Annotated in this window: 25 protein-coding genes; 8 read left to right on the top strand and 17 right to left on the bottom strand. The window is 68.1% G+C overall.

What is annotated here, in order from left to right:
• The first annotated feature begins 4 nt into the window (after positions 1-4).
• Positions 5-817 carry a hypothetical protein gene (locus AB0P21_RS33230; protein WP_363701884.1) on the top strand — a complete coding sequence of 271 codons (813 nt, stop codon included), beginning with the start codon at positions 5-7 and terminating at the stop codon, positions 815-817.
• Here AB0P21_RS33230 and AB0P21_RS33225 read toward each other — a convergent pair.
• Complete coding sequence (locus AB0P21_RS33225; protein WP_363701882.1) at positions 788-1,975, bottom strand: MFS transporter; 1,188 nt, start codon at positions 1,973-1,975, stop codon at positions 788-790. The genes AB0P21_RS33230 and AB0P21_RS33225 overlap by 30 nt on opposite strands.
• A 115-nt stretch (positions 1,976-2,090) precedes the next feature.
• Positions 2,091-2,666 carry a DUF4865 family protein gene (locus AB0P21_RS33220; RefSeq protein ID WP_363701880.1) on the bottom strand — a complete coding sequence of 192 codons (576 nt, stop codon included), beginning with the start codon at positions 2,664-2,666 and terminating at the stop codon, positions 2,091-2,093.
• Between the two features lie 70 nt (positions 2,667-2,736).
• Between AB0P21_RS33220 and AB0P21_RS33215 the strand changes: the two genes are divergently transcribed.
• A complete protein-coding gene (locus AB0P21_RS33215) occupies positions 2,737-3,618 on the top strand; it encodes a hypothetical protein (protein ID WP_363701878.1) in 882 nt (293 codons plus the stop codon).
• On the opposite strand, the gene AB0P21_RS33210 is transcribed toward AB0P21_RS33215, so the two are convergent.
• The 3 genes from AB0P21_RS33210 to AB0P21_RS33200 are packed head-to-tail and all read right to left on the bottom strand — an operon-like array spanning position 3,605 to position 5,340.
• A complete protein-coding gene (locus tag AB0P21_RS33210) occupies positions 3,605-4,000 on the bottom strand; it encodes a GNAT family N-acetyltransferase (protein WP_363701876.1) in 396 nt (131 codons plus the stop codon). The genes AB0P21_RS33215 and AB0P21_RS33210 overlap by 14 nt on opposite strands.
• A complete protein-coding gene (locus AB0P21_RS33205) occupies positions 3,997-4,980 on the bottom strand; it encodes a pyridoxal-phosphate dependent enzyme (protein ID WP_363701874.1) in 984 nt (327 codons plus the stop codon). Before AB0P21_RS33205 ends, AB0P21_RS33210 begins: the two co-directional genes overlap by 4 nt.
• A 3-nt stretch (positions 4,981-4,983) precedes the next feature.
• On the bottom strand, positions 4,984-5,340 hold the full coding sequence (locus AB0P21_RS33200) for a helix-turn-helix transcriptional regulator (protein ID WP_363701872.1): 357 nt from the start codon (positions 5,338-5,340) through the stop codon (positions 4,984-4,986).
• A gap of 133 nt (positions 5,341-5,473) precedes the next feature.
• Here AB0P21_RS33200 and AB0P21_RS33195 point away from each other — a divergent pair, with 133 nt between their 5' ends.
• Positions 5,474-6,049 carry an ATP-dependent Clp protease proteolytic subunit gene (locus tag AB0P21_RS33195; RefSeq protein ID WP_363701871.1) on the top strand — a complete coding sequence of 192 codons (576 nt, stop codon included), beginning with the start codon at positions 5,474-5,476 and terminating at the stop codon, positions 6,047-6,049.
• On the opposite strand, the gene AB0P21_RS33190 is transcribed toward AB0P21_RS33195, so the two are convergent.
• Entirely contained in the window at positions 6,042-7,196 is a 1,155-nt protein-coding gene (locus AB0P21_RS33190; protein WP_363701869.1) for a PLP-dependent aspartate aminotransferase family protein, read from the bottom strand. The two genes, AB0P21_RS33195 and AB0P21_RS33190, sit on opposite strands and share 8 nt — an antisense overlap.
• Before the next feature lie 127 nt (positions 7,197-7,323).
• Here AB0P21_RS33190 and AB0P21_RS33185 point away from each other — a divergent pair, with 127 nt between their 5' ends.
• Entirely contained in the window at positions 7,324-7,821 is a 498-nt protein-coding gene (locus AB0P21_RS33185; RefSeq protein WP_363701867.1) for an Lrp/AsnC family transcriptional regulator, read from the top strand.
• A 14-nt stretch (positions 7,822-7,835) separates the two neighbouring features.
• On the opposite strand, the gene AB0P21_RS33180 is transcribed toward AB0P21_RS33185, so the two are convergent.
• From AB0P21_RS33180 to AB0P21_RS33170, 3 genes are all read right to left on the bottom strand, one after another.
• Complete coding sequence (locus tag AB0P21_RS33180; protein ID WP_363701866.1) at positions 7,836-8,867, bottom strand: LLM class flavin-dependent oxidoreductase; 1,032 nt, start codon at positions 8,865-8,867, stop codon at positions 7,836-7,838.
• Between the two features lie 70 nt (positions 8,868-8,937).
• Positions 8,938-9,471: an NAD(P)H-dependent oxidoreductase gene (locus AB0P21_RS33175; protein ID WP_363701864.1), complete on the bottom strand. Its 534-nt coding sequence runs from the start codon at positions 9,469-9,471 to the stop codon at positions 8,938-8,940.
• An 18-nt stretch (positions 9,472-9,489) separates the two neighbouring features.
• Entirely contained in the window at positions 9,490-10,689 is a 1,200-nt protein-coding gene (locus AB0P21_RS33170) for a M4 family metallopeptidase (RefSeq protein WP_363701862.1), read from the bottom strand.
• 132 nt (positions 10,690-10,821) lie between these two features.
• On the opposite strand from AB0P21_RS33170, the gene AB0P21_RS33165 reads away from it, so the two are divergent.
• Complete coding sequence (locus AB0P21_RS33165; RefSeq protein WP_363701861.1) at positions 10,822-13,074, top strand: AAA family ATPase; 2,253 nt, start codon at positions 10,822-10,824, stop codon at positions 13,072-13,074.
• Here AB0P21_RS33165 and AB0P21_RS33160 read toward each other — a convergent pair.
• Both AB0P21_RS33160 and AB0P21_RS33155 read right to left on the bottom strand, forming a co-directional pair.
• On the bottom strand, positions 13,071-13,619 hold the full coding sequence (locus AB0P21_RS33160; RefSeq protein ID WP_363701859.1) for a hypothetical protein: 549 nt from the start codon (positions 13,617-13,619) through the stop codon (positions 13,071-13,073). The two genes, AB0P21_RS33165 and AB0P21_RS33160, sit on opposite strands and share 4 nt — an antisense overlap.
• On the bottom strand, positions 13,616-15,367 hold the full coding sequence (locus AB0P21_RS33155) for a PHP domain-containing protein (protein WP_363701857.1): 1,752 nt from the start codon (positions 15,365-15,367) through the stop codon (positions 13,616-13,618). Before AB0P21_RS33155 ends, AB0P21_RS33160 begins: the two co-directional genes overlap by 4 nt.
• Before the next feature lie 93 nt (positions 15,368-15,460).
• Here AB0P21_RS33155 and AB0P21_RS33150 point away from each other — a divergent pair, with 93 nt between their 5' ends.
• Positions 15,461-16,186 (top strand): M23 family metallopeptidase, encoded by a 726-nt coding sequence (locus AB0P21_RS33150; RefSeq protein WP_363701855.1) that lies wholly within the window; start codon positions 15,461-15,463, stop codon positions 16,184-16,186.
• Between the two features lie 840 nt (positions 16,187-17,026).
• Here AB0P21_RS33150 and AB0P21_RS33145 read toward each other — a convergent pair.
• The gene (locus tag AB0P21_RS33145) at positions 17,027-17,257 is read right to left on the bottom strand and encodes a hypothetical protein (protein WP_363701853.1); all 231 of its coding nucleotides are present in this window, start codon (positions 17,255-17,257) and stop codon (positions 17,027-17,029) included.
• 265 nt (positions 17,258-17,522) lie between these two features.
• Between AB0P21_RS33145 and AB0P21_RS33140 the strand changes: the two genes are divergently transcribed.
• A complete protein-coding gene (locus tag AB0P21_RS33140; protein WP_363701851.1) occupies positions 17,523-18,074 on the top strand; it encodes a MarR family transcriptional regulator in 552 nt (183 codons plus the stop codon).
• 9 nt (positions 18,075-18,083) lie between these two features.
• Here AB0P21_RS33140 and AB0P21_RS33135 read toward each other — a convergent pair whose 3' ends face one another.
• Positions 18,084-18,902 carry a DUF3152 domain-containing protein gene (locus AB0P21_RS33135; protein ID WP_363701849.1) on the bottom strand — a complete coding sequence of 273 codons (819 nt, stop codon included), beginning with the start codon at positions 18,900-18,902 and terminating at the stop codon, positions 18,084-18,086.
• 177 nt (positions 18,903-19,079) lie between these two features.
• Here AB0P21_RS33135 and AB0P21_RS33130 point away from each other — a divergent pair, with 177 nt between their 5' ends.
• Entirely contained in the window at positions 19,080-20,891 is a 1,812-nt protein-coding gene (locus AB0P21_RS33130; RefSeq protein ID WP_363701847.1) for a protein-arginine deiminase family protein, read from the top strand.
• On the opposite strand, the gene AB0P21_RS33125 is transcribed toward AB0P21_RS33130, so the two are convergent.
• The 4 genes from AB0P21_RS33125 to AB0P21_RS33110 form a co-directional block, all read right to left on the bottom strand.
• On the bottom strand, positions 20,874-21,356 hold the full coding sequence (locus AB0P21_RS33125) for a GNAT family N-acetyltransferase (RefSeq protein WP_363701845.1): 483 nt from the start codon (positions 21,354-21,356) through the stop codon (positions 20,874-20,876). The two genes, AB0P21_RS33130 and AB0P21_RS33125, sit on opposite strands and share 18 nt — an antisense overlap.
• Positions 21,357-21,370: 14 nt before the next feature.
• Positions 21,371-22,132 carry an SDR family oxidoreductase gene (locus AB0P21_RS33120; protein ID WP_363701843.1) on the bottom strand — a complete coding sequence of 254 codons (762 nt, stop codon included), beginning with the start codon at positions 22,130-22,132 and terminating at the stop codon, positions 21,371-21,373.
• A gap of 90 nt (positions 22,133-22,222) precedes the next feature.
• Entirely contained in the window at positions 22,223-22,990 is a 768-nt protein-coding gene (locus AB0P21_RS33115) for a glucose 1-dehydrogenase (RefSeq protein WP_363701841.1), read from the bottom strand.
• Complete coding sequence (locus AB0P21_RS33110; protein ID WP_363701839.1) at positions 22,987-23,655, bottom strand: TetR/AcrR family transcriptional regulator C-terminal ligand-binding domain-containing protein; 669 nt, start codon at positions 23,653-23,655, stop codon at positions 22,987-22,989. Before AB0P21_RS33110 ends, AB0P21_RS33115 begins: the two co-directional genes overlap by 4 nt.
• Between the last annotated feature and the right edge of the window lie 14 nt (positions 23,656-23,669).

Raw genomic sequence — 23,669 nt, 5'->3', positions numbered from 1 at the left:
GACAATGCGCGCAAAGATCCTGTACGTCACCGACCTCACCTACCCGGCCCGCGGCCGCCGCTACGGCGAGGAGGACTCGTACCTCACCCGGCAACTCCGCGACCACTTCGACCTGGCCCTGTGCCACCCGCTCGACGCCGTCGCGCTGATGGACGGCTTCGAGGCCGTTGTCGTCCGCAACAGTGGCCCGGTCCTGCACTTCCAGGCCGAGTACGACGAGTTCCGGGCAGCCGCGATCTCCCGGGGGACGCGCGTGTTCACCCAGCTCACCGGCAAAGCCGACCAGATCGGCAAGCAGTACCTGGTGGAGTTGAGCGACGCCGGCTACCCGGTGATCCCGACCACTGACAGCGATCCGTCGACGCTGCCCGAGTCAGCCGGGTACATCGTCAAGCCGAAGCTGGGCTCCGACTCGATCGGACTGCGCAAGGTCTCCCGTGACGAGCTCACCACCCTTCCTCTCGACGGACTGCTCGCGCAGCCGTTGATCGACTTCCAGTACGAGGTGTCGTTCTACTTCGTCGACCGTGACTTCCAGTACGCGCTGTACGCTCCCGACCCTGCTCAGCGCTGGGAGTTGCAGCCGTACCAGCCGACCGACGACGATCTCGTCTTCGCCCAGCGCTTCGTCGACTGGAACGCCATCGATCACGGCATCCAGCGCGTGGACGCCTGCCGGACGCAGGCGGGCGAACTGTTGCTGGTGGAGCTCGAAGACCTCAACCCCTTTCTTTCGCTGGCGTTGACCACGGACGAGAATCGCGTTGCCTTCGTCAACCGTCTGGCGTCATCGGTCGGCACCCTTCTCAGCAGCTGATGGATGATCGGGTGGAGCTGGTGGTGGGAGAGCTGACGGCGTGATCAGCGCGGTCAGGAACACCGGAACCGTGAGGCCTGCCACCAAAGCCGGCAGGGTGATCCACAGCGATCCCAGCGCGAAGCCCGCGTAAACCAGCACCGCGAAGATCTCAGCGAACAACCCCGACACCGAGGTCACCGTCGCGCGCGCCGGACCCGTGATGGCGTCCTGCAACCGCGCCTCGGAGACGATGATGACGAGCTGCATCACCCCGTAGCCGATCGCGATCGGCACGAACCCCTCCGCCGTCCCGCTCAACGCGCCCCACGCCAACAGCGCGGCCGACAACGCCAACCCTGTCGCCAGCAACCTGCCACGCAGCCGGTACGCCGGACCTGCGAGCGCGCCACCGATCGCCTGGGCGGCAACCGTCCCGGCGATCAGCAACGGCACGAGTGTCGTCGGAGCGCCGATATCCTTGGCCAGCAAGGGGAAATACTCGTCGAACGCGAGGAACCCGCCGAGCAGAGCCACCAGCGCGACTGCCTTGCGGACAGTGCTGGTGGTCGCCACCTCGGTCAGGCCGGCCCGCAACATCGCGACGTACCGCCCGATCGGATTACTCCCAGCTTCTACCTCCTCTGTTTCGTCGGCTGTGGCGACTCTTGCCGCCTCAGGTAGGGACAGCGCAACTGCTGCGCAGGCGAGACAACTGCACACGCTGACGGCACCCAGCAACGGGTAGCCACCGAGGGCGTACACCGGAGACGCCAAAGCGGTAGCGGCGAGGTTCAGCACCAAAGCAGCTGACTTCCCGCGACCGATCAGGCCGGCGTAGCGGTCGACGGCGGAGCGCTCGGCGAGTTCGTCGTACACGAAGGCTTCGTAGGTGCCGGAGACCAGCGCGGAGCTGATCCCCCACAGCACGAAGCCGAGGGCGAAGCCGCCGTACGAGGGCAGCGCGATCCAGCAGGCATAGCCCAGTGCGCTGACCAGGGCCCCGACGATCAGCAGCATTCGCCGGGAAAAGGTGTCCGCCAGGGCGCCGGAAGGCACCTCGAGGAGGAACGCGGTCGTCGACCAGATGATGAACAGCGTCGAGATCTGCGCTGCCGAGAGCCCGTGATCGGTGAACAGCAAGCCGTAGACCGGATACAACGGGATGAAGTCCCGCACCGCCTCGTAAGCGACGATACGAACGGACAGACTGCGAGGTACTGCGCGGGGTCGAGGGTCAGGGCGTCAAAGGTGCGGGCTCGAGTACGTCATGCCTTAAAAGATATCCGTGAACTCAGGACCCGAACAGATCTTTTGTTCCGGGTGTGGACAAGTGCAGCACCTGATACCGGGTGCCCGGCACGATCCCCGGTTCGCCGCTCCACAAGGTGAAGTGCACCAGCTCCCACCGCGCCGGATCGACCGCGATCGCCGAGCTGTGGACACCCGGCATCGCCGCCGTTCGCCGCAGTTCCTCCAACGCCTCGGTCACCGGTCCAGCCGGGTCAACATCAGGCGGCAGCAACTGCATACTCTTGGTCGCCCCCACCGCCGGCTGGTCGACGTCAGGCCCGGCCATCGCCTCCGCACCGGCCCAATGCCGCACGACCGGCCGCCCGAACGACTGGCAGATCCCACTGAAGAACCCGCCACCCCACAGAAACCGGCTCATCCCTGCCGTGTCGTTCCACAGGTAGAACGGCGCGTACTGGTTCACCGCCGCGCCGTTCGCCTGGTCCTGGACCAGATACGCCTTGATCCCCAGCCCCTCGAAGTCGTCCGTCCGCGCTCCGTTCAGCTCCACCCGTCGCCGGATGATCCCCATGTCGTAGTCGGCCGGCAGATTCACCTCGTACTGCATCGCATCCATTCCAGACATACTAGTAGGTACAGACCGAAATCCAGCAGCATTCCGAGCGTCGATCCGGCAGGCTTGGGCAATGGGTGATGTGGGCGAGCGGGTCTGGCGGAAGGTTCCCGACGGAGCGCGGGAGGCGTTGGGGCGTGGGTTGAGTCCGTCGGAGTTGCAGACGGCGCTGCTTGAGGTGAGTCGCACGCGGGCGGCCGCGGTGACGCCGGCGCGGGTGATGCAGCGGTGGCGGGAGGATCGGTTCGTGCGGCCGTCGGAGGTTGATCCGCGGGCGTTGGTGCGGACGCAGGCGAGGTTGTGGGAGCGGCTGCCCGAGCGGTTCGCCGGGGTGGAGTTGTCGCCGTTGGCGCCGCTGGGGACGTGCTCGGCGGTCGCGACTGTCGACCAGAACAAGATCGTCAGCACGATGCGCAGTACTGAGGTCGCGAGTGATCCGACCAACGAGCTCGCGATCGAGGCCGCCGTACGCCGTCGTGCGGGGCAGGCGCGGGTGGATCTGGCCGCGTGTCAGCGGGTGGTTCGCGCTCAGGCTGTCGACGGGCCGGGGTTGTTCGCGCATTTCCAGCTGTTCGCATTGGTCTCGAGTGCACGCGACACCGGGTCAGGGCGGGTCGAGGCGGAGATGCTGGTCGACCACTTGCGGTTCTGGCACGACGTACTGGGTGATGAGGCGCGGTTGACGTTCACGACGTTTGCCAAGACTGCTGTCCGGGAGCGGATCGACGACACGGTCCGGCCTGCATTGAAGGTGGAGTTCGTCGAGGATCCCGAGCGGGACAAGGGATCCAACTACTACTTCGGTACTGCGCTGGGCGTCGGCGTCGGTGATGCCGAACTAGGCGATGGCGGGTTCACGCGCTGGACCGCGGAGTTGCTCGGCGACGCCAAGGAGCGCTGCTTGATCTCGTGTGTCTCCACCGAGCGGCTGACGGCTGTGCTCAGCGGAGCTTGAGGAGGGCGGCTTCGGTGGGCGAGAAGCCGCAGGCCTTCACGTAGAAGTCGGTCAGGTGCGGCTCGTAGTCGACGTGGAGCCACTCGCAACCCGCCGTTTTCGCTTCGGCGGCGGCAGCGAGTACCAGCTGCTTGCCGATGCCCTGCCGGCCGTGCTCGGGATGCACCGCCGTGTCGAGCACGAAGGCGTGGGCGCCGCCGTCCCAGCAGACCTGGACGAAGCCGACCAGCTGATCGTTGCTAAAGGCCCCTACCCAGGTCAGTGCGTGCCGCTCCAGCCGCGCGGCCCACGGTTGCACCTCGACCGGCGACTCGAACGCGAGCGCGTGCAAGGTGGACAACGTCGTGTCGTCCACAGGGAAGCGGACCACGTAGTCGATCACGACGCAGCCTCCGTGCTGATCAGAATGACCGTGCTGTCTGTGGATAACTCCAAACGATCCCGTGCTGCTCGCAGGCCGGCCAGAGTGGCGGCTCCGCTGGCACCAGACGAGATGCCGGCAGCACCGAGGTCTTCGACGGCCTGCAGCGCCTCGGCCTCCTCCACTGTGACCGCGGCATCCAGTCCGGCTCGCAGTACGGGCCAGGCGAGGCTGGAGGGGGTGCCGCAGTTCAGGCCGGCCATCACTGTGTGGCCTGTGGACACAGTGACTGGCTTGCCGGCTTGGAGGCTGGCCGTGACACAGGCAGCGTTGGCAGGCTCGACTCCGAGCACTGCTGGCGCCGCGAGTCCACTGCGGTAGTGGGTGACAGCTGCTTGGGCAACAGAGCCGACACCCATCGGTACTACGACCAGGTCGGGCTCGACGTCGATCTCCCGGAAGAGTGTGGAGTAGCCGTCGACGATGTATTGCGGAATGACCTCGTAGCCCGGCCAAGCCGAGTCCTGGATCAGCAGACTGTCGCCCGTCGCCGCATCGGCGGCAGCAACCACGGCAGCGTCGTACGAGTCGTCGACGATGGTGACTACGGCGCCCTCCGAGCGGATCGCCTCGATCGAGCGCACGCTGACGACGGCTGGGATGAACACGTGCGCCTTGAGGCCGAGCATGGCGGCCATCCGAGCTACTGCGCGGCCGTGGTTGCCGTCGGTCGCCGTGACTAGCTCAGCCGTGTCCGGGTGGTCCTGAAGGGCACGGTTGATGGCCCACCAAGCTCCCAGCGCCTTGAACGCAGGCAGGCCGAGCCGCTGCGACTCGTCCTTGACCAGCACCTGCCCGACACCTAACTCAGCCGCCAACGCCGGTACTGCGGTCAGCGGGGTCGGCTGGTAGCCGTCGAGCGCCTGGTGGAACGCCAGGACCTCAGCGGGCGCAGCCGTAGTACGCCAGGCCCTCGCGGCCGGGTTGCTGTGCCAGAGCACTGACTAGGCGACCAGGGCGAAGACTTGAGCGGTAGCGGAGTACGCCGACGGCGATGAGGCCACGCGCTGCGGAGCGGACTCGGTCACCTGGATGGAGGTGGTCTGCAGGCGCAGCGGCAACGTGGCGCGGACTGCCGTGGCCAGGTCGAACTGCACCTCGGTCAGCAGGTCGGCCAGCTCCAGGTCGAGCGCACGGCAGATCGCGGCGAGGATCTCCGAGGAGGGCTCCTTGCGGCCGCGCTCGATCTCGGACAGGTAGGGCACCGAGACCTGGGCCTGCTCGGCGAGCTCGCGCAGGGTGATCCCCCGCTCGCGCCGCAGTCGGCGGAAGACGTTTCCGATCACCTGGCGTAGCAACACGTCTGGTCCTCCCCCAACGATGGTCCGTGGTCCTGTGTATCGAGTGTGCCACCCCGGCCGGGTCTGCGGAGGGCAGATCTGCCAAGGGCAGATTCCGGGGACCGGCGCGCCGACGGCGGTCACGCTGGAGAGCATGAGCGAGACCACCGCACCGAATGCCCTCGACAACCACATCTACCAGCGCCTGCTCTGGCAGCGCATCATCGTGCTCGGCGACGAGATCAAGGACGAGAACGCGAACGCCCTCTGCGCCCAGCTGATCCTGCTGAACGCCGAGGACCCGAAGGCGGACATCTCGCTGTACATCAACTCGCCCGGGGGTTCGGTCTCGGCCGGGCTGGCGATCTACGACACGATGAACTTCATCAGCAACGACGTCGCGACCTACGCGATGGGGCTGGTCGCCTCGATGGGACAGGTGCTGCTGGCCTGTGGGGCGGAGGGCAAGCGGTACTCGCTGCCGCACGCCCGGATCATGATGCACCAGCCGACCGGCGGGATGGGCGGGACGGCGACGGACATCAAGATCCAGGCGGAGCAGTCGGTGCTGGCCAAGAAGGACCTGGCCCGGCTGCTGAGCGAGCGGACCGGGCAGCCGGCCGAGCGGATCGAGGCGGACTCGGATCGCGACCGCTGGTTCACGCCGGAGCAGGCGCTCGACTACGGAATCATCGACAAGGTCTTGCAGCACCCGGTACCGGTTAGCTGAGTGCTTGGGCCAGGTCCGCGGTGATGTCCTCCGACGCCTCCAGGCCGATGCTGAGGCGGAGGAGGTTGTCGTGGGGCTTGGCCTCCGCGGCGACCAGCCGGTGGGTGAGACCTGCCGGGTGCTGGATGAGGGTGTCGACCCCGCCCAGCGAGACGGCGTGAGTGATGAGCTGGAGCGACGCTGCCACCCGGGCGGCAGCGTCGTACCCGCCGCTGGTGGTGAAGGCGAGGACGGCACCCGGTCCGGCCTGCTGGCGTCCGACCAGGCCTAGCGGGTCGCACTCAGGCAGACCCGGGTAGTAGACGTTATCCACAGCCGGGTGGGTGCTCAGCCAGTCAGCGACCTTCTCTGCCGACGCCTGCTGGGCCCGGATCCGCACCGGCAACGTCTGCAACCCCCTGTGCAATTCGTACGCCGCCAGCGGGTGCAGGAGGCCTCCGGTCAGCGCACGGACCTGCCGGAGCCTTGCCGTCCACTCCTTGTCAGCGGCGACCACTCCGCCCATCACATCGCCGTGCCCGCCCAGGTACTTCGTTGCCGAGTGCAGCACGAGCGTTGCGCCGTGCTGCGCCGGCTGCTGGAGTACTGGCGTCGCGAAGGTGTTATCCACAAGCACCGGTACGCCGTTGGCCTGGCGGACGGCCGCAGAGATATCCACAAGCTCGACAGTCGGGTTGGCCGGGGTCTCGACCAGTACGAGTCCGGTGTCGGGGCGGATCGCGTCGGCGATGCCACCGGGGGTCACCCAGCTGACCGTCGTACCCAGGAGGCCTGTGGACAACAGGTGATCCGAGCCGCCGTAGAGCGGGCGGACGGCGACCACGTGCGGGCGACCCGCGACGACGGTGGCCAGCAACGCGGCCGAGAGGGCTGCCATGCCGGAGCCGAAGGCGACTGCTCCTTCGCAGTACTCGAGCTCTGCGAGGGCCTCTTCCAGGCGGGCGACGTTCGGATTCCACAGGCGCTGGTAGACGAGGCTGCCGCCGTCAGGGCCGTTGCCGAGCGCCAGCGCGTCGTACGAAGCTCCCCCACTCTCCACGCCGGGCAGCGGGTAGGTCGTCGACAGGTCGATCGGCGGGACGTGGACGCCGAGCGCGGTCAGGTCGTCGCGGCCGGCGTGTACGGAGCGGGTGTCCAGCTGGGTCATGGCGCCTCCTCGGTGATGCGCCGATGGTGGAATCTTCTGCGGCTGAGGCGCAATAGTTCCGAATAAAATTCGTCCACAGGCTTGTCCACACGCTGTGGATTCTGTGGATGCGTCTTACAGTGGAGGCATGCCGAAGGATCGTCGGACGCCTGGACCGGCCCCACGGCCGGTACCTGCTGCCCTCGACGAGGTCGACCTGGAGCTGGTCCGGCTGCTGACGGCCGACGGCCGGATGCCGAACAACGCGCTCGCGGACGCGACCGGGATCGCGCCGTCGACGTGTCTGGCGCGGGTGCGCTCGCTCCGCGATCGCGGGGTGATCCGCGGTTTCCACGCGGATGTGGACCTGGCCACGCTCGGGCGGCCGCTGCAGGCGATGGTGGCGATCCGGATCGGCGCGCACTCGCGCGACGAGATCGACCGCTTCCGGGCAGCGGCTCCTCAGCTACCCGGCGTGCTTTCTCTGTTCCACGTCAGCGGCGCGAACGACTATCTGATGCACGTCGCCGCTGAATCCCCGGACGCGCTCCGTGATTTCGTGCTGGACCATCTGACCGCTGACCCCGCGGTGATCCACGCGGAGACCAGCCTGATCTTCGAACACGTCCGCGGTACCCACAGCTAGCCTGTGGATAACTTTTAGCGGGGCTTCAGGCCCCAGGCGGTGGCCAGCAGGTCGAAGGAGTGGCGGCGTTCGGCCGGGTCGTGGATGTTGGTGGTGATGATCAGCTCGTCGGCGCCGGCCGCGTGGGCTCGGCCGCTGAGGTCTTCGACGACCTGGTCGGGGGTGCCGACGGAGACGAGGTTGGCCCACTCCTCGACCGCAGCGCGTTCACCGTCGGACCAGGGGTAGGCGGCGGCTTCCTCGGGCGACGGGAGCGGGCCGGGGCGGCCGGAGCGGAGCTTCAGCATCGAGAGCTGGTTGGCCAGGCTCAAGGCCTGGGCGCGCTCCTCGGTTTCGGCGACGATCGCGGCGAGGGCGAGGATTGCGTGCGGCTTCGACTGCTCGGCGGAAGGCTGGAACTGCTCGCGGTACGCGCGCATCACGCCGGCCGGGTTGAGGGTGCCGAAGTGGCCGGCGTAGGCGAAGCCGGTGCCCAGGGCTGCGGCTGCCTGGCCGCCGTACGCGCTGGAGCCGAGGATCCACACCGGGGGCAGCGGCACGTCGTCGGGCTGCGCGGAGATCGGGGCGAACGGGTGACCGGCCGGGAAGCCCTCGGCGTACGCGCGGAGCTCGGCGTACTGCTCGGTGAAGTCGTCGGCGCCGAGGGCCTCGCGGCTGCGGCGAAGGGCGAGCGCGGTGCGCTGGTCGGTGCCGGGAGCGCGGCCGATGCCGAGGTCGATGCGGTCGGGGTACAGGCCGCCGAGGACGCGGAAGGCTTCGGCGACCTTCAGCGGTGAGTGGTTCGGCAGCATGATGCCGCCGGAGCCGACCCGGATCGCGGAGGTCGCGGCGGCGACGGCCGCGATCATCACCTCGGGGCTGGTGCTGACCACGCTGGAGATGTTGTGGTGCTCGGCCAGCCAGAACCGGTGGTAGCCGGCTGCCTCGGCGCTGCGCGCCAACTCGATCGTCTCGTGCAACGCCTGGGACGGGCGGGTGCCTGTCGGCACCGGCGAGAGGTCGAGCACGGACAGAGGAATCGGCTCAGCAGTCACGTAGAACGCCAACCATGGTCCCCGCCGAGGTATTCCACCGATCTCCACACGGTACTGCGGACAGGCGCGGTGAGTGCGAGGGTCAGGCGGGGTACGGCGTAGTGGCGCGGGCGTCGCGGAGGGCACGGGACCACCAGGCGAGCTGGGCGAGGAGGGTGCCGGCTGCCACCGGAGTGGTCGGATCGGCCGGGGTGCCGTCGGCCGTGAAGGGGTCAGTGGGTTGATGGAAGCTGAGCGTCTCGCGGATGGTGACGGCGTGGAGCTCGCCGAAAACCTGGCGGAGCTGCTCGGCGGCGCGCAGGCCACCCGAGCGGCCGCCGTACACGACGAAGGCCACGGGTTTGCCGTACCAAGGGCGCCGGACGGCGTCGATCGCGATCTTCAGGTCGCCGGGGTAGCCGTGGTTGTATTCCGGGCAGACGATGACGATCGCGTCCGCCTCCTCGATCCGGCCCGGCAGCTCGGTCAGCGGGGTGTGCTCCAGATCGATCAGGTCGAGCTTGAACTCGTCCCGGTTCTCGACCTCTCGTCCGAACCACTCGGCCAGCACGGTGCCGAAGCGGCCCGGCTCGGAGTTCCGGACGAGCAGGGCCAGCCGGAGCGGATGAACGGTCACACTCCGGACGCTAATACCTCAACTTGACTTGAGGTCAACCTCGGGCTGGGCGGGCAGGTCCGGGGGTGGCGCCGAGGGTGGGGTGCTGAGGGCCAGCGAGGTGTTGGCCGCGCGCATCAGCTCGACCGCTTCGGCCGACTGCTCCCGCGGCTCTGTTGTGTCGGAGACCGTAACTGGGTCGGGGACCGTGACGACGCCGACGGACTGCCAGGCGGTGGTGACGGCTGAGGCTTCGGGTGAATCGTTGCCGAACAGAGTGGTCGCCGTTCTGTGGGTGGCCTTGGCGAAATCCGCGAAGGTGGTGGTGGGAGTGAGGGTCCCCGAGGTCAGGGTGGTGTACCAGATCTGGCCGGCCTGGTCCCAGGCGTTGCCGCCCAGGCCGGTGGCCAGCAGGTAGAAGGCGTGGTTCGGGATGCCGGAGTTCAGGTGGACGCCGCCGTGGTCGTCCGCGGTCTCGATGTACGCCGACAGGTGCGACGGCTGCGGGTCGTGGCCGAGCCGAGGATCGTCGTACGCCGTACCGGGTGCCCTCAGTGAGCGCAGCGCGACACCGGCGACGCCTGGGCGGAAGAGCTCGGCGCCGATCAGCCAGTCGGCCTCGGCGGCGGTCTGGCCCAGGTGATGCTGCTTGGCCAGTGAGCCGAACACGTCCGCGAGGCTCTCGCTCAGCGCGCCCGACTGGCCTTCGTAGACCAGCCCCACCGCGTACTGCGTGAGGCCGTGCGTCAGCTCGTGACCGATCACGTCGATGGATCGGGTGAAGTCGCCGAAGATCTCGCCGTCCCCGTCACCGAAGACCAGTTGCTCGCCGTCCCAGAACGCGTTCGCGTAGCCGTGGTCGAAGTGCACGGTCGAGCTCAGCGGCCGGCCGGCGCCGTCGATCGAGTCGCGGCCGAAGCATTCCTTGAACATCGTCCAGGTCGCGCCGGTGCCGTCGTAGGCCTGGTTGACGCTCGTGTCCGGCGCCGCCGGGTCGCCTTCGCTCCGGATCAGCGACCCGGGCAACTTTGTGCCGTTCTCCGCATCGTGGACGGCCCGTCGCGCTGCGGCGGCATCGCCTGCAGGCTGGTCGGAAGCCTCGGCCGGCGCGGCGGGGCGGCTTCGGAGCACGGCGTCGTGCTGCAGCGACAGGCGGTAGCGAGCGCGCAGGTTCGGGTCGTCCGCGGTGCGCTCGAGGTGCTCGAGCAGGTACGGCGGGACGATGTGGTGGACCGTCATGTCCAGATCGTGCCCTTTAGGTGAGGTTCGGCAAAGGGCGAAATGCGATAAACTCAAGGATTTGTGGCTGCGACCAGAGAAATGACTGAAATCGGCTCTGGGAACCAACGAGGGGCAGTTTATCACGAGGGGTTGGAATTGCTGAATCCGGTCCAGGCTGAACAGGTTTACCTGACCACTTTCTACGCGACGCTCGACCGTGAGCGGGAGCGTACGGAGGGTCGCCGCGGCGACGAGCAGATCGCCGGCACCAGGAACGCGCAGGCGCTGCACCAGCGCGACGGCCGGGTCCGCGACCTGAACGCCCGGCTGTCCCGGCTGACCGCTGCCGAGGAGGGGCTGGCCTTCGGGCGGCTCGACGACGCCGACGGCGAGGTCCTGCACATCGGCCGGATCGGGCTGCACGACGAGGACTACGAACCGCTGCTGGTCGACTGGCGAGCGCCCGCCGCACGGCCGTTCTACATCGCCACCGCGGTGATGAACGAGGGAATCGTCCGTCGCCGGCACATCCAGACCCGGCTTCGGCAGGTCGTCGACGTCCAGGACGAGCAGCTCGACCTGGACCGGACCGCCGACGGCGCCTCCCAGCCCGGCACCGGCGTGGTCGGCGAGGCGGTGTTGCTGAGCGCGCTGGACGCCCGCCGGACCGGCACGATGGAGTCGATCGTGCGCACGATCCAGGCCGATCAGGATCGCATCATTCGCTCCGACCTGGCCGGCGTGTTGGTGGTCCAGGGCGGGCCGGGCACCGGCAAGACCGCAATCGCGCTGCACCGGGCTGCTTTCCTTTTGTATACACACCGCAGTCAGCTGGAGAAACGCGGAATTCTGGTGGTCGGTCCCAATTCCACCTTTTTGCAGTTCATCGGCCAGGTGCTGCCGTCACTCGGCGAGGACGGGGTCCGGCTCGTCACCGTCGCGGAGTTGTACCCGGGCCTGACCGCGACCCGCCCTGAGCCGGCCGAGGTGGCAGAGGTCAAGGGCCGCGCGGTGCTGGCCGAGGTGATCGAGACCGCGGTCGCCGATCGTCAGTGGGTTCCTCCGAGGCCGATCGAGGTGACCGTCGACCGGACCGTACTGCGCCTCGAGCCGTCCGTCGTCGAGGAGCTCCGCGGCAAGGCAAGGGCTCGGCAGCTGACCCACAACCAGGCCCAGCCGTACTTCGCCACCAGCCTGATCGACCACCTGGTCTCGCAGTACGCCGACATCATCGGCGAGGACCCACTCGGCGGCGAGAACCTGCTGGACGAGTACGACCTGCAAGAGCTGCGCAGCGAGGTGGTCGCGGAGCCCGCAGTACGGGCGTTGCTCGATCAGCTCTGGCCCACGCTCACCCCGCAGCAACTGCTCATCGACCTGTACGGCGACGAGCAGCGGCTCGCCTCGGCGGCACCACAGCTCAGCGCGCTCGACCGCGAGCACCTGCTCCGCTACGGCGACGACTGGAGCCCGGCCGACGTGCCGCTGCTCGACGAAGCCGCCGAGCTTCTGGGAGACGACGGGCGCGACCTGGCTCGCGAACGGGCTGAGCGAGCCCGCGCGATCGCTTATGCGCAGGGGTCGCTGGACGTGCTGTCCGGGTCGGGATCGACCGACTTCGACGAGGACGACGAGGCGGAGGTGCTGTCCGCCAAGGACATCCTCGACGCCGAATCACTGGCTGCTCGCTACGAGGCCGATGACGATCGCACGCTGGCTGAGCGCGCGTCGGTCGACCGGCGATGGACCTACGGGCACGTGATCGTGGACGAGGCGCAGGAGCTGTCGCCGATGGCCTGGCGGGCTATCGCGCGGCGCTGTCCGTTGCGGTCGATGACACTGGTCGGCGATGTCGCTCAGACCGGTGCGGCCGGTGGCGGGACTAGCTGGCGGCAAGCGCTGGCACCGACGTTCGGGGACCGGTGGCGGCTGGCAGAGCTGACGCTGAACTATCGGACGCCAGCTGAGGTGATGGAGCTCGCAGCGGACGTACTACGGGAGATCGACCCGACCCTGAACGCTCCGCAATCAGTGCGCTCCACCGGGATCAAGCCGTGGCACGTAGATGCGTCGCCGGCCGAGCAGGCGGCGTACGTAAGCAAGGTGGCGCACGAGGAGACGCAGTACGGGCAGGTGGGTGTGATCACCTCGCGGCACCGGGTCGAGCTGGTGCGGGAGGCTGTCGGCGACGTAGCTGGAGTCACCGTCCTCACGGTGGCAGGAGCGAAGGGCCTCGAGTTCGACTCGGTACTGGTCGTCGACCCCGACGGCATCCTGATCGAGTCGCCCCGAGGCCTCCGCGACCTGTACGTCGCCCTGACGCGCTGCACCCAACGCCTGGGCGTCATCGGCCCGCTGCCCGACGTGCTGCAGAGCTCAGCAGCCTGGGGCGAACGCAGTTAGTGGTTGGCGCAGCACTTGAGCTGATCCTCGACCTCAAAGGGGATCAGTACGCCGCCGGCGGCCGGCTGGAGCAGTAGGACCACCTGGCCGTCGCGGCGGATCGGGCGGACGTAGTCACGGGTGTCGACCAGCGTGGTGTCCTCGATGGGTTGTCCGCCGAGTGCTTCCAGCTGGTCGATGCCGCAGTCGTTGCGGAGGGCTGCGGCGGTCAGGGTGCCGCGGGCGTTCTCCTGACCGGGGAAGGCGACCAGGCGGCCCGCAGTACCGAGTGCTGTCTGTACTGCGGCCACATACGCGCCGCGGATCAGCTGGCTCGGCCCTGCGACCTCTGGCTCGGCTGCACCCGCCCGGATGATCGCCGAGCCGACTCCCTGGTTCAGTGCTGACTGGTCGAAGCCCGCTGCGCTGATGGAGACGGCCAGGTGGCCGCCTGGCACCACGTGGGTGCAGGCGACTGCCGGACCGGTCGCGGACTCCAGTAGGCCGTGGAGGAGGTGTTCGGCCTCCACGGCGTCGGCGGAGTCGGCATCGACAGCGATGATCATCGGGTCGGCAGCACCCAGATCGGGTTCGTGTAGAACCACAGGTCGGCCCACGGGTCAGCATCGCCGACCACATCCAGTTGCGGGCCTTGCGGGTCGACCGCTGCGCCCAGGTAGCCGGGCTGGCTGCGGTTGCCGTCGGTACCGCGTACGCGGACGTAGTACGGGGATTCGGCCTTGCCCAGTGGCAGGACGAGCTCGAAGGTGCCGCGCTTGCCGGAGGTGTCCCACTGGCGGATCACCTTGGTGCCGGGGGCAGTGAAGGTGTCCCGGTCGCTGACGACGCCCGTCACCGCGCCGCGGATCGCGTCGACGCGGTTGAGGGACGGGACGAAGTTGGCCCAGTTCGGCACGTTCTGCGCGGTGATCCGGACGACCAGCTCGACCGCGCGACCCCGGCGTACGTGCAACGCGCCGCCGAGCGGCTCACCGTGGCGCTTGCCGACCTCCCGGACCTCGACCTCAACGCCCTTGACGAGTGCGCCGTGGTCGACCCAGACGCGGCCGTTGCGCAGGCCCTCCATCACCGAGAGGTAGTCGCGGCGGTCGGCGCCGACATGCGTGCGGCTGTAGTAGCCGGGGAAGAAGTCGGCTGCGGTGCGGTTGACCGTGCCGCTGTAGACCGGGTCCATGTAGCGGCCGTCGCGGTCGAACTGGGCCTGGTCCGAGCCGTCGGGACGGCGGGAGGTCTCGTTCCAGTTCACGTGCGAGTCGGAGTTCGCGCTGATCCACCACGGCTTGCCCTCGGCGAGCAGGCTGTCCCAGAGGCCGCCGACGGTCGACGTCATCCAGTCGAATCCACCCCAGGTCCGATAGGACTCGGCCGGGTAGCCAGGGAAGGAGTTCGCGTTCGGCGCGTTGCCGTAGAGGCCGCGCGCGCCACCGGCACCGACACCGACGGGCAGACCGCCGGCCTGGTGACCGGGCGCACCCTCGAAGCCGACGGCGATCCGCGGGTCCGCGTTGCGCCAGTTGCGGATCTCGTGCGGGCTGTCGATGCCGTTGCGGGCCGGGTGGTTCGCGAGGAACAGAGCGTCCTGGACACGGCGGCGGTCGACCTGCTGACCGAGCCACTGAATGCCGGAGACCGCGAGCTGTTCGTTGGCCGGGGTGTTGCCGGAGGCGTTCTTCACGCTGCCGTCGTACGAGTTCTCGAACTGCTTCAGTACCTCGACCTCGCGACTGCCCGGCGCGACGAAGACCGTGCCGTGCTCAGCGGCCGGGATGTTCCACTCCAGGCCCTGGAAGATCAGGGTGTCCTTCAGCTCCGAGCGGGCCGCCTTGATCTGCGGGTTGACCAGGTCGACGCCGATCCGGGCGTGGGTGGCGCCGCCGTGGTCGGTGATCACCAGCCAGTCGAGGCCATTGGCGGCCGCGTGCTGCGCCTGGTCGATCACCCGGTACATGCCGTCGGAGCTCAGCTGGGTGTGGATGTGGTGATCGCCGGCCAGCCAGACGTTCGGGCGGTTGCCGGAGCTGAAGACGGATCCGGTCGGCGTGGTCGCAGCGGCGAACTCGGTGCCGGAGACGGCGAGCGCGGCGGCGCCACCGAGGATGCCGGCCGAGCGGAGCAGGCCGCGGCGGGACAGCTCGGTCGGTGAGAGGCCGGTGTCCGGGATCGACTCGTCGAGGGCCGCGGTGGTGGCGACGTCCAGCTCGGCGTTCGGGTGGTGGTGGTCGTGATCATGTCCGTGGCCGTGCCCATGACCGTGTCCGTGTCCATGCCCGTGGCCGTGTCCGTGCTCTTCCATCGTGCGTCCTCCCGGATGGTTGAATCCGGCCGGATCATTGCGTTGTCGAATGACCGGCAGATGGAGTGCAGGTGGCTGTTACGGTGAGCCGCAGTGAAGCGCTCTGTGTGGGTGATCTTTCTGTCTGCTGCTCTGGTGGTCGCCGGCGGCGGGCTGATCGTGTTCACCGCGACCGGCGGCTTCGACGACGCGGACTCGAATCAGTCGCAACCCCTCGCACCGACCGGGAGTACTCCGGTCGAGACCGTGCCGACAGTTGCCCCGAGCCCGCAACCGACCACGGTCAGCCGCGGCACGAAGTACGTGTTCCCCGTCGGTGGTTGCCGGGCGGACGCCTCGCAGAGTCATCACGACTATCCAGCGTCGGACATTTTCGCGGCGAAGGGCTGCAAGTTCGTCTCGCCGGTCGACGGCCGGGTCGACGAGATCACCCTGGTCGACACGTGGGACAAGAAGACCAACGTCGGGCGCGATCGCGGTGGTCTCTCTGTCTCGGTGGTCGGCGTCGACGGAGTCCGGTACTACGGATCGCACCTCTCCGTGGTCGGGGCGGACATCAAGCCCGGCCTGGTGGTGCGCGCGGGACAGACGCTCGGGCTGACCGGGAAGACCGGGAGCGCGCAGGGGACGCCGCCGCATCTGCACTTCGGGATCAGCTGGCCGACCGAGGCCGGGCACTGGTGGATCCGGCGGGGCGCGGTGCCGCCGGCAACTTTCCTCAACGCCTGGCACGACGGCAAGCAGCTCTCGCCCGTCGCCGCGGTGGCGCAGACGAAGCGCGCGTACGGCGTCGATCGCGCCTGCCGCTCGTACTGCTGACTAGCTGGCCGCTCTGGCCGCTCTGAGCCTGGTCGGCCTGCTGGTGCATCCATAGTGGAGGGCCCCGGTGCCGAAGCACCGGGGCCCTGGGTGGATAGATCACTAGCACAGAACTGCTACCTCAACTGCGAACTACTTAAGTCAAGCCTGGAACCCTTCTCGACCACTGGCTCCAGCAACTCTGACCAGATCCTGGCGGGAACCCGAGCCCCTTCACTGATCGGCCCGGCGGAGTCCGCCGTCCTGCGACTTCAAAATTTTGGACAGGTCGTTAGCTGTCCACGTCAGCTTCGCTGTTCTTCTCTGTCAACACGAAGAACACTACCCACTCAGCCGCCGAATGTCTACTTCCGCCAGCATAGATTTTGCACGGACCTTACGACAGCTTTCTAGCGGAGTCCACGGAAGAACGTGCGGAGGTCCTCCACCAGCAGGTCGGGGGCTTTGAGGGCGGCGAAGTGGCTGCCTCGTGTACTCCGCCCAGTGAAGTCGCCGGGCTCGGCGGTGGCCGCCGTACTGCACGGGGTCGGTCAGCGGGCCGATCACCTCGAGGAACTCGGCGACCGACCCGAGCATGACTGCTCACCCTACGAGCGGCGACCGGTCAGCCGCCGGCGACCGCTCGGAAAGGTCGCGGTATCACTCCTTGAGACGCCGGAACGGAAAACGTCCGCACCGGCGGGCCTTTGCGGGTCCGTGCATGTCCGGTGCGGACGGTGAATGTTTTTCGGTATTCGGGCGTAAATACAGCAGGGGGTAATTCATTCAGGCGCATGTGAAGTATTGAGGGCGGCAGGCGAGGGGCAGATTGCCCGCTCTCACCTGCCGCCGATCAATGGATCAGCGGGGTGCTACGTCCCACATGCGCTCGCCGGGCAGGGGGTCGGGGAGCCGGTCGACGATCGGCATCGGGTCGTTGGTGACCTTCAGTCCGGCGAAACGACGGCTCATGGCGTGGGCGTACCGCTCGGCCAACGCCGGCTCGGCGTTGTAGTCGGCGATCACGTGCTCACCGAACCAGACTCGTACGCGTCGGCGCTCAGACGTCTGGGTGGCGGTGGCGGTTGTCACTTGTCCTCCATGCAGTTCCAGGATGGTCGGCCTTAATCGCGGAGCGAGCGCGGTGCCGGTGCGCCGTGTGTTCACCGTCACGTCAGATCCAACGGACGAGCGGAACCGAAGGTCACGCGCGAATTCTGGCCAATTGTCCAGAATTTTGTGAACGTTTGTTTACTCGCTTCGAAATCCTGTTCGAATACTTTGGGAGACGCAATTCATAGCGTTTCCTCAGGTACGACACGCCGAGCCGGCCTGGTGGCCTCCGTAGGCTGGTGCGGTGACCATCGAAGACGCTGGGACCAAGGCCCTGGCGGTTCCCGACCGGGTCGTCATGCCGACCGGGATCGCCACCGTCCAGACCGAACACCTGATCGGCGACATCAGCGACGCACTCCGTCTGCTGGACGCCGTGGAGCGGGTCCGCGGCCACGCTCATCCACTCATCCTCGGCCTGCAGGACGCGGTCGGGATCAAGATGCCGGCCGCGCTCGTGCTGAGCGCCATCTCCAACGGGCGGGATTCGGCCGAGGCTGTCGCTCTGCAGGTCGGGACCACTGCGGGCGAGGCCGAGCTGGCAATCGCTGAGCTGGTCGCGCTTGGGCTGGTGCGCACTGCGCCGGTACTGGCCGTGACTGGGCTGGGGCAGGCTCGGTTGTCGCAGTTGGACGGGTTGACCGTCCGGGTGCTGGATGTTGTGACGGGGATCCTTGGGCCGGCTGATGCGGCGCAGCTGATTCGGTTGCTGCATACGGTTGCTGATGGGCTTGAGTCGGCGGCGATCACGGCGACGGTGGCCGATCAGTTGCCGCCGACGATCTCGAACAACTGAGCTCGCGGGCTAGTTGGTAGGCGTCGGATCGTCGTACTTGCCCAGGACGCCCTCGTAGCGCCGGCCGGCGCGGAACGGCCAGGCGTACGCAGTACAGCCGTGCAGGCCTAGGGTTTGCTGCTGCATCACGGGGGCCGGCTGGCCTGGGCCGGGGCAGAGTTCGTGGGCGTTGCCCAGGCGGTGGCCGGTTTCGTGGTTGATCATGTACTGCCGGTACGTCGTGAGGTCGGCGCCGTAGTTCGGGACGCCTTTGGCCCAGCGGGCGACGTTGAGGACTACTCGGTCGCCGATTCGGCAGCTGGTGTATCGGTCGAAGGTGCCGCCGCAGTAGGTGTCGCGGGTGGCGGGGGTGACGAGCATCAGGCGGAAGTCGGCTGATTCGCCTGGGCCCACCTGGCGGAATCTGCGTTTGCCGTCTGCTGTCCAGCCTTGGGGGGCGGCGTAGGTTGCGCGGACGAAGACGGCGAAGGCGGTGGGGTCGAGGCCGTTGATGCCGCCTTCGATGGCGATCTGGAAGGTGTAGAGCTTGCCGGAGCGGCCGATGGGTGTGGGGTTGCCGGGGAGGACCGTGAGGGTGGTTGTGCCGCGGGTGGGGTAGGTGATCGCGGGATCTGGGGGTACCGCGTTGCCTGGGTCGGACGGACTGGTGGGCTGGACGCGGCGGTCCGGTGAGGCCGACTGGGGCTGGGCGGGCGTCGAGGCGGTGGAGTTCGAAGCTGGTCGCTCTGGGTAGCCGTTGCGGGCGAAGGGGCTGGCGGGGAGCTGGTACAGGGCTCCGGCCGCGATCGCCGCCGTGATTCCCAGGGCGGCGATCCTTGTCTTGCGCATCAACGGGCTCCTCACTCCACGCCCGGATGGGCGCGTCCTCACCCTGTACTTGCCTGATCAGGCGGAATCCCTTCTCTGTCCTCCCCCGGGGTGGAGGCAGGAAATCCACCTCCCGGATTTGGTACAGCCGTGTTAGTTTACTGGAAACAACACAGACGTATTACTACAGGGAGTGACATGGGGCGCTGGATCACGGGCCTTGCCGTCGCAACGCTGACCCTCTCCGGTACTCCGGTGATGCTTGCTTGGGGAGCTCAGACCTCACCAGGACTGACGGCCGATACGGACAGGGACGGGCGGCTGACGGCCGCCGACGAGGTGGGTGAGGATCGCTGGACCAACACCCGGGGCGCGATCTTCCTGCCGAATCTCGATGACGACGAACGCCGCTGCCGGGTCGATCCAACGGATCTCGATCGGGCCGGCGCGGAGGTCGACCGGAAGCTTGCTGCTTGCAATGACGCGGCCGACGACCGGATCAACGGACCACGGGATGCAGCCGATCTGGCGCCGCTCAAGGTCAATGCCTATGGCAACTTGAGCAGCCGGGCCGTCGGCAGCCTCAGCGTCACACCGGCAGACAAGGCGCGGGTCTTCGTGGAGGGGAAGGCCACCACGACGGTGACTGCCCAACAGCTTCGGCGCGGAGTACGGGTCGGGCTGGAGGGGCGGGATGTGGTTCGGGATCCGGCCAAGTGGGATGGGCAGGTGTCGGTCTCGTTGACGGTTGCCGATCGGGGGCGGTCCACGACGGATGTGGTCAAGCTCAGGGTCGCGCCGTTGATGTTGCAGAACGACTTGCAGCGGGCTGAGACCGTGTTGGCGGCCAAGCCGAACAAGGGGGCTGGTTGGCCGGGTGGTGAGGCGCCTTATCCAGAAGGGGTTCCGGGCGAGTGGGAGCCGTTCGTCAAGTCTCTGGACAGAGCGGCGCGGGTGAAGGTGAAGCTCATCCAGGGGACTGCGGACGGGTGGAAGGACATGTGGCTGCAGGACACCTTTGAGCCGGCCACGGCGAGCATGCCGACGGACGGCGCGGGTGGTAGCCAGACGATGCGGGTGTTGATCCGGTCGGGCAATGTGTGGGAGTTGCCGGATGCCGACGGGAAGATGGTCGCGACGCCGCGGCCGGCGGGCCGGTTGCTGTACCGCGATCTGCGTGGACCTGATGTCGGGATCGTGCAGGAGTTGAGCCCGGTGGCGTCCGATGGGTTGGACGATCTGCTGAACATGGGCGGGAACATCGAGGCGCTGCCACCGTACGACGGGTATCCGCACGGACGGGTGCTGTACGGCTCGGGAGCGCGGCGGCCGGACGCTGGGTTCATCACGATGGTGACTGGGCAGGAGTTTCAGCCACCGGTGGTAGTTGATACGTCGTGGTTGATGGTGGGGCATGCGGATGAGACGACGCATGTGGTCCGGGCCGACAACGCGCGGGGGTGGACGCTGGCGGTTGCGGATCCGCGGCTGGCGGTCGAGCTGCTACGGAAGGCGCAGCAGAACGGCGCTGGGAAGGCGCAACTGTTCGCTGACACCAATGCGAAGAAGAAGCCGACCATCGATCAAGTGCTTGCTGATGGCAAGAAACTGGCCGACAACGAGGCAGCGGCGCAGCACATCGACGACCAGCTGGCGATCTTGCTGAAGGCAACTGGGTTGACGGCCAGTGAGCTGGTCAGGTTGCCGGTCCTGTTCGAGCGAGTGGCCGGCTACGGGTTGCTTCGGGCCATGACGCCGGGGTTGGTGAACGGGCTTTCGCTGACCAAGCAGGACTTCGCCGCGCCTGACCCGCACGGGCCGAAGGTGGCGGGCCGGGACATCTTCCGGCAGGCGACCGAGCGGGCGCTGCGGCGTAACGGCGTACGGGTGCACTGGGTTGAGGACTTCTTCTGGGCTCACCTCGGGGGTGGCGAGGTGCACTGCGCTACCAACGCTCTGCGAGACACCCGGTCGACCGATACCTGGTGGAGGTCAGCGGACGATTCTTAGCCGCTGCGCGGGGTAGCTGCTGTCGACGAAACCGAGGGACCGGTACAGGCTGTCGCCCTGCTCGGTGGCGTGCAGTTCGATCTGGCCGGCCTCGGTCTCGTCGCGGTACCAGTCGAGCAGGCTGATCACGCAGGCCTTCGCGAGGCCACGGCGACGGAAGGCCGGTTCGGTGCTGACGTTGTAGAGGTAGCCGCGAGTGGTGGTGATGTCGTTCGGGCCCGGTGGGTGGAGGTTGCAGTGGCCGACCGCGTTGGCCACCACTCCTGCCTCGGGGTCGTCCACGACGAAGGCGGCGAAGGTCTCCGGTGAGGCCAGGCCTTCGGTGAAGAACCGGAGTGCTGTCTGTCGCCAGGGCGCATCCTCGGGGCCGGTGTCCGCGCCCATCGCTTCGAGCATCAGCGCGCGGAGCCGCACCAGCGCCTCGGCGTCGTCCGGCTTGGCCCGGCGTACCTCGATCTTCGTCACCAGGAAATCATCTACTACCGCACTCGGTCGGCCAGGAACGCTTCCCAGGTATGGACGCCGGTGGCGTGGGCGGGCGCGAGGTTGACGCCGGTCCGGAAGACGCAGGACGCCTTGCCGGGGAGATGCAGCGGCAGCAGCGGGCGGCGGCGGCCGGTCGCCGCGAGGTAGGAGGCGAGGATCTCCTTCAGGGTGTAGATCCTCGGCCCGGCGATATCGGGGACCAGACCGGACGGCTCCCCCTGGGCCAGCTCGACCAGGCAGTCGGCGACGTCGCGCGCATCGATCGGCTGGACCCGGAAGCCGCTGAACGCCGGTACGACCGGCAGCTTGCCGAGGGCCTGGGCCAGAGTCAGGACCAGGTCGTGGAACTGGGTCGCGCGGACCGTGGTCCAGGGCAGCCCGGAGTCAGCGATCACCTGCTCGGCGCCGCGCTTGAAACCGAAGTACGCGAAGGACTCGTGGTCGGCGCCGACCACGGAGATGTAGACGAGATGCGGTTTGCCGCCGGCCTTGATCACCGCGTTGACGAGGGTGCGGGCCTTCTCGTCGTCGCCCTTGGCCTCGCCGGCCAGGTGGACGATGGTGTCGACCCCGGTGACAGCGGCGTCGATGCCTTCGCCGGTGGTCAGGTTGCCGACGGCGTACTCGATGCCGTCCGTGGTCTGGTGACTGCTGCGGCTGAGCACTCGCACCTTGAAGCCGGCGTCGCGCAGTCGCGGGGTGACGAGACGGCCGAGGGTTCCGGTGCCGCCGGTGACTAGGACGGTTGCAGTCATGGTCGCTCTCCTGAGTCGGTCCGCGCCGCGGGTCTCGCGGCGCTACTAGTCCGACTCGTGCCGAGCGGCGAATGTGACAGGTCGCGAGTGTCAGGCGTAGCGGACGCCCAGGCCGCCGTCGACGGCCCAGTTGGCGCCGGTGACGAAAGCGGCTGCGCGAGAGGCCAGGAAGCAGACCACTTCGGCGACGTTCTCCGGGGTGCCGATCCGGCCGAGGGGGTGTACCTTGAGCGCCGATTCGCGGGCGTTGGGGATGGTGTCGAAGAACTCCTCGAGCAGGTCGGTGGCGATGTAGCCGGGGCTGACCGCGTTGACGCGCACGTTGTGCGGCGCGACGTCGAGGGCGAGGCTGCGGGTCATGCCGACCAGGCCCGACTTGGCGGCGGCGTACGGGAACATGCCGGCGGTGGTCAGCTGGGAGTGGATCGAGGCGATGTTGACGATCGCGCCGTGGCCGGCCTCGATCATCGGCGGCAGCACCGCGCGGGCCATCAGCCACGCGCCTTTGAGGTCGACGTCGAAGACGCTGTCCCACTCGGCCACCGTCATCTGGGTGGCGTCGGCGTAGGCGTTCTTGCCGGCGTTGTTGACCAGGACGGTGATCGGGCGGCCGAGCGTTTCGGCGAGGGTGGCGACGGTACGGCGTACCGAGTCCTCGTCGGTCACGTCGCCGACGGCAGACGCGACAGTCGCACCGGTCTGCTCCAGCTCGGCGGTGGTGGTCGCGAGTTGGTCAGGCAGTACGTCGAGGAGCGCGACGGCGGCGCCTTCCTCGGCGGCTTTGAGGGCGATCGCGCGGCCGATTCCGCGGGCGGCTCCGGTGACGAGTACGACCTCGTCGGTCAGGCGTCCGGTCACTGGTGGCCTCCTTGATCGTGGGCGAAGATGCCTGCCTTGGCTGCTGCGGCGGTGTCGCGGGCACAGCGTTCTGCGTCTTCTACGGTCAGCTCTTGGCGGAGCAGCACGAGTTGGTGGAACACGGGTGCGGTTGCGGCCATCAGGACGCGGTGGGCGTCGGTGCCGGGCGGGATCTCGCCTCGGTCGGTGGCGCGCGTGATGAGGATCGCGCTGCGTTCGTACCGGTCTTTCCAGAAGTCGTGCAGCGCGGTGGCCGCGTCGGTGGACCGGAACGAGGCGGCGATGACCGCGACCGTGAGAGACGGCGGGATGGCGAGGGAGGCGTGGAGTTCGCGGTTGAGCTCGACCAGGTCGGTCTCGAGGGAGCCGGTGTCGGCGGGTAGCCAGGTGTCGTCGACGCCCATGGTGAGGAGGTCGACGAGTAGGCCGTCGACCGTGCGCCAGCGGCGGTAGACGGTGGTGCGGTGGACGCCGGAGCGAGCGGCGACGCCGTCGATGGTGAGACCGTCGCGACCGTGCTCGGCCAGCTCCGCCTGAACCGCAGCCATCACGTTGGCGCGAACGCGGGCAGTACGGCCACCCGGCCTCGCGCGATCGGAGGCAGTGTCAGGGCGGCTCGCGATGGGCGTCGCGGGCGCCTGCCTTGCGTTCTCCGCGTGGACCATGTCATGATCTTAAC

This window comes from Kribbella sp. NPDC056861, from assembly GCF_040687575.1.
GTDB lineage: Bacteria > Actinomycetota > Actinomycetes > Propionibacteriales > Kribbellaceae > Kribbella.
Note: the sequence above shows the minus strand (reverse complement) of the source record. Positions and strands in the feature narration are given on the sequence as shown.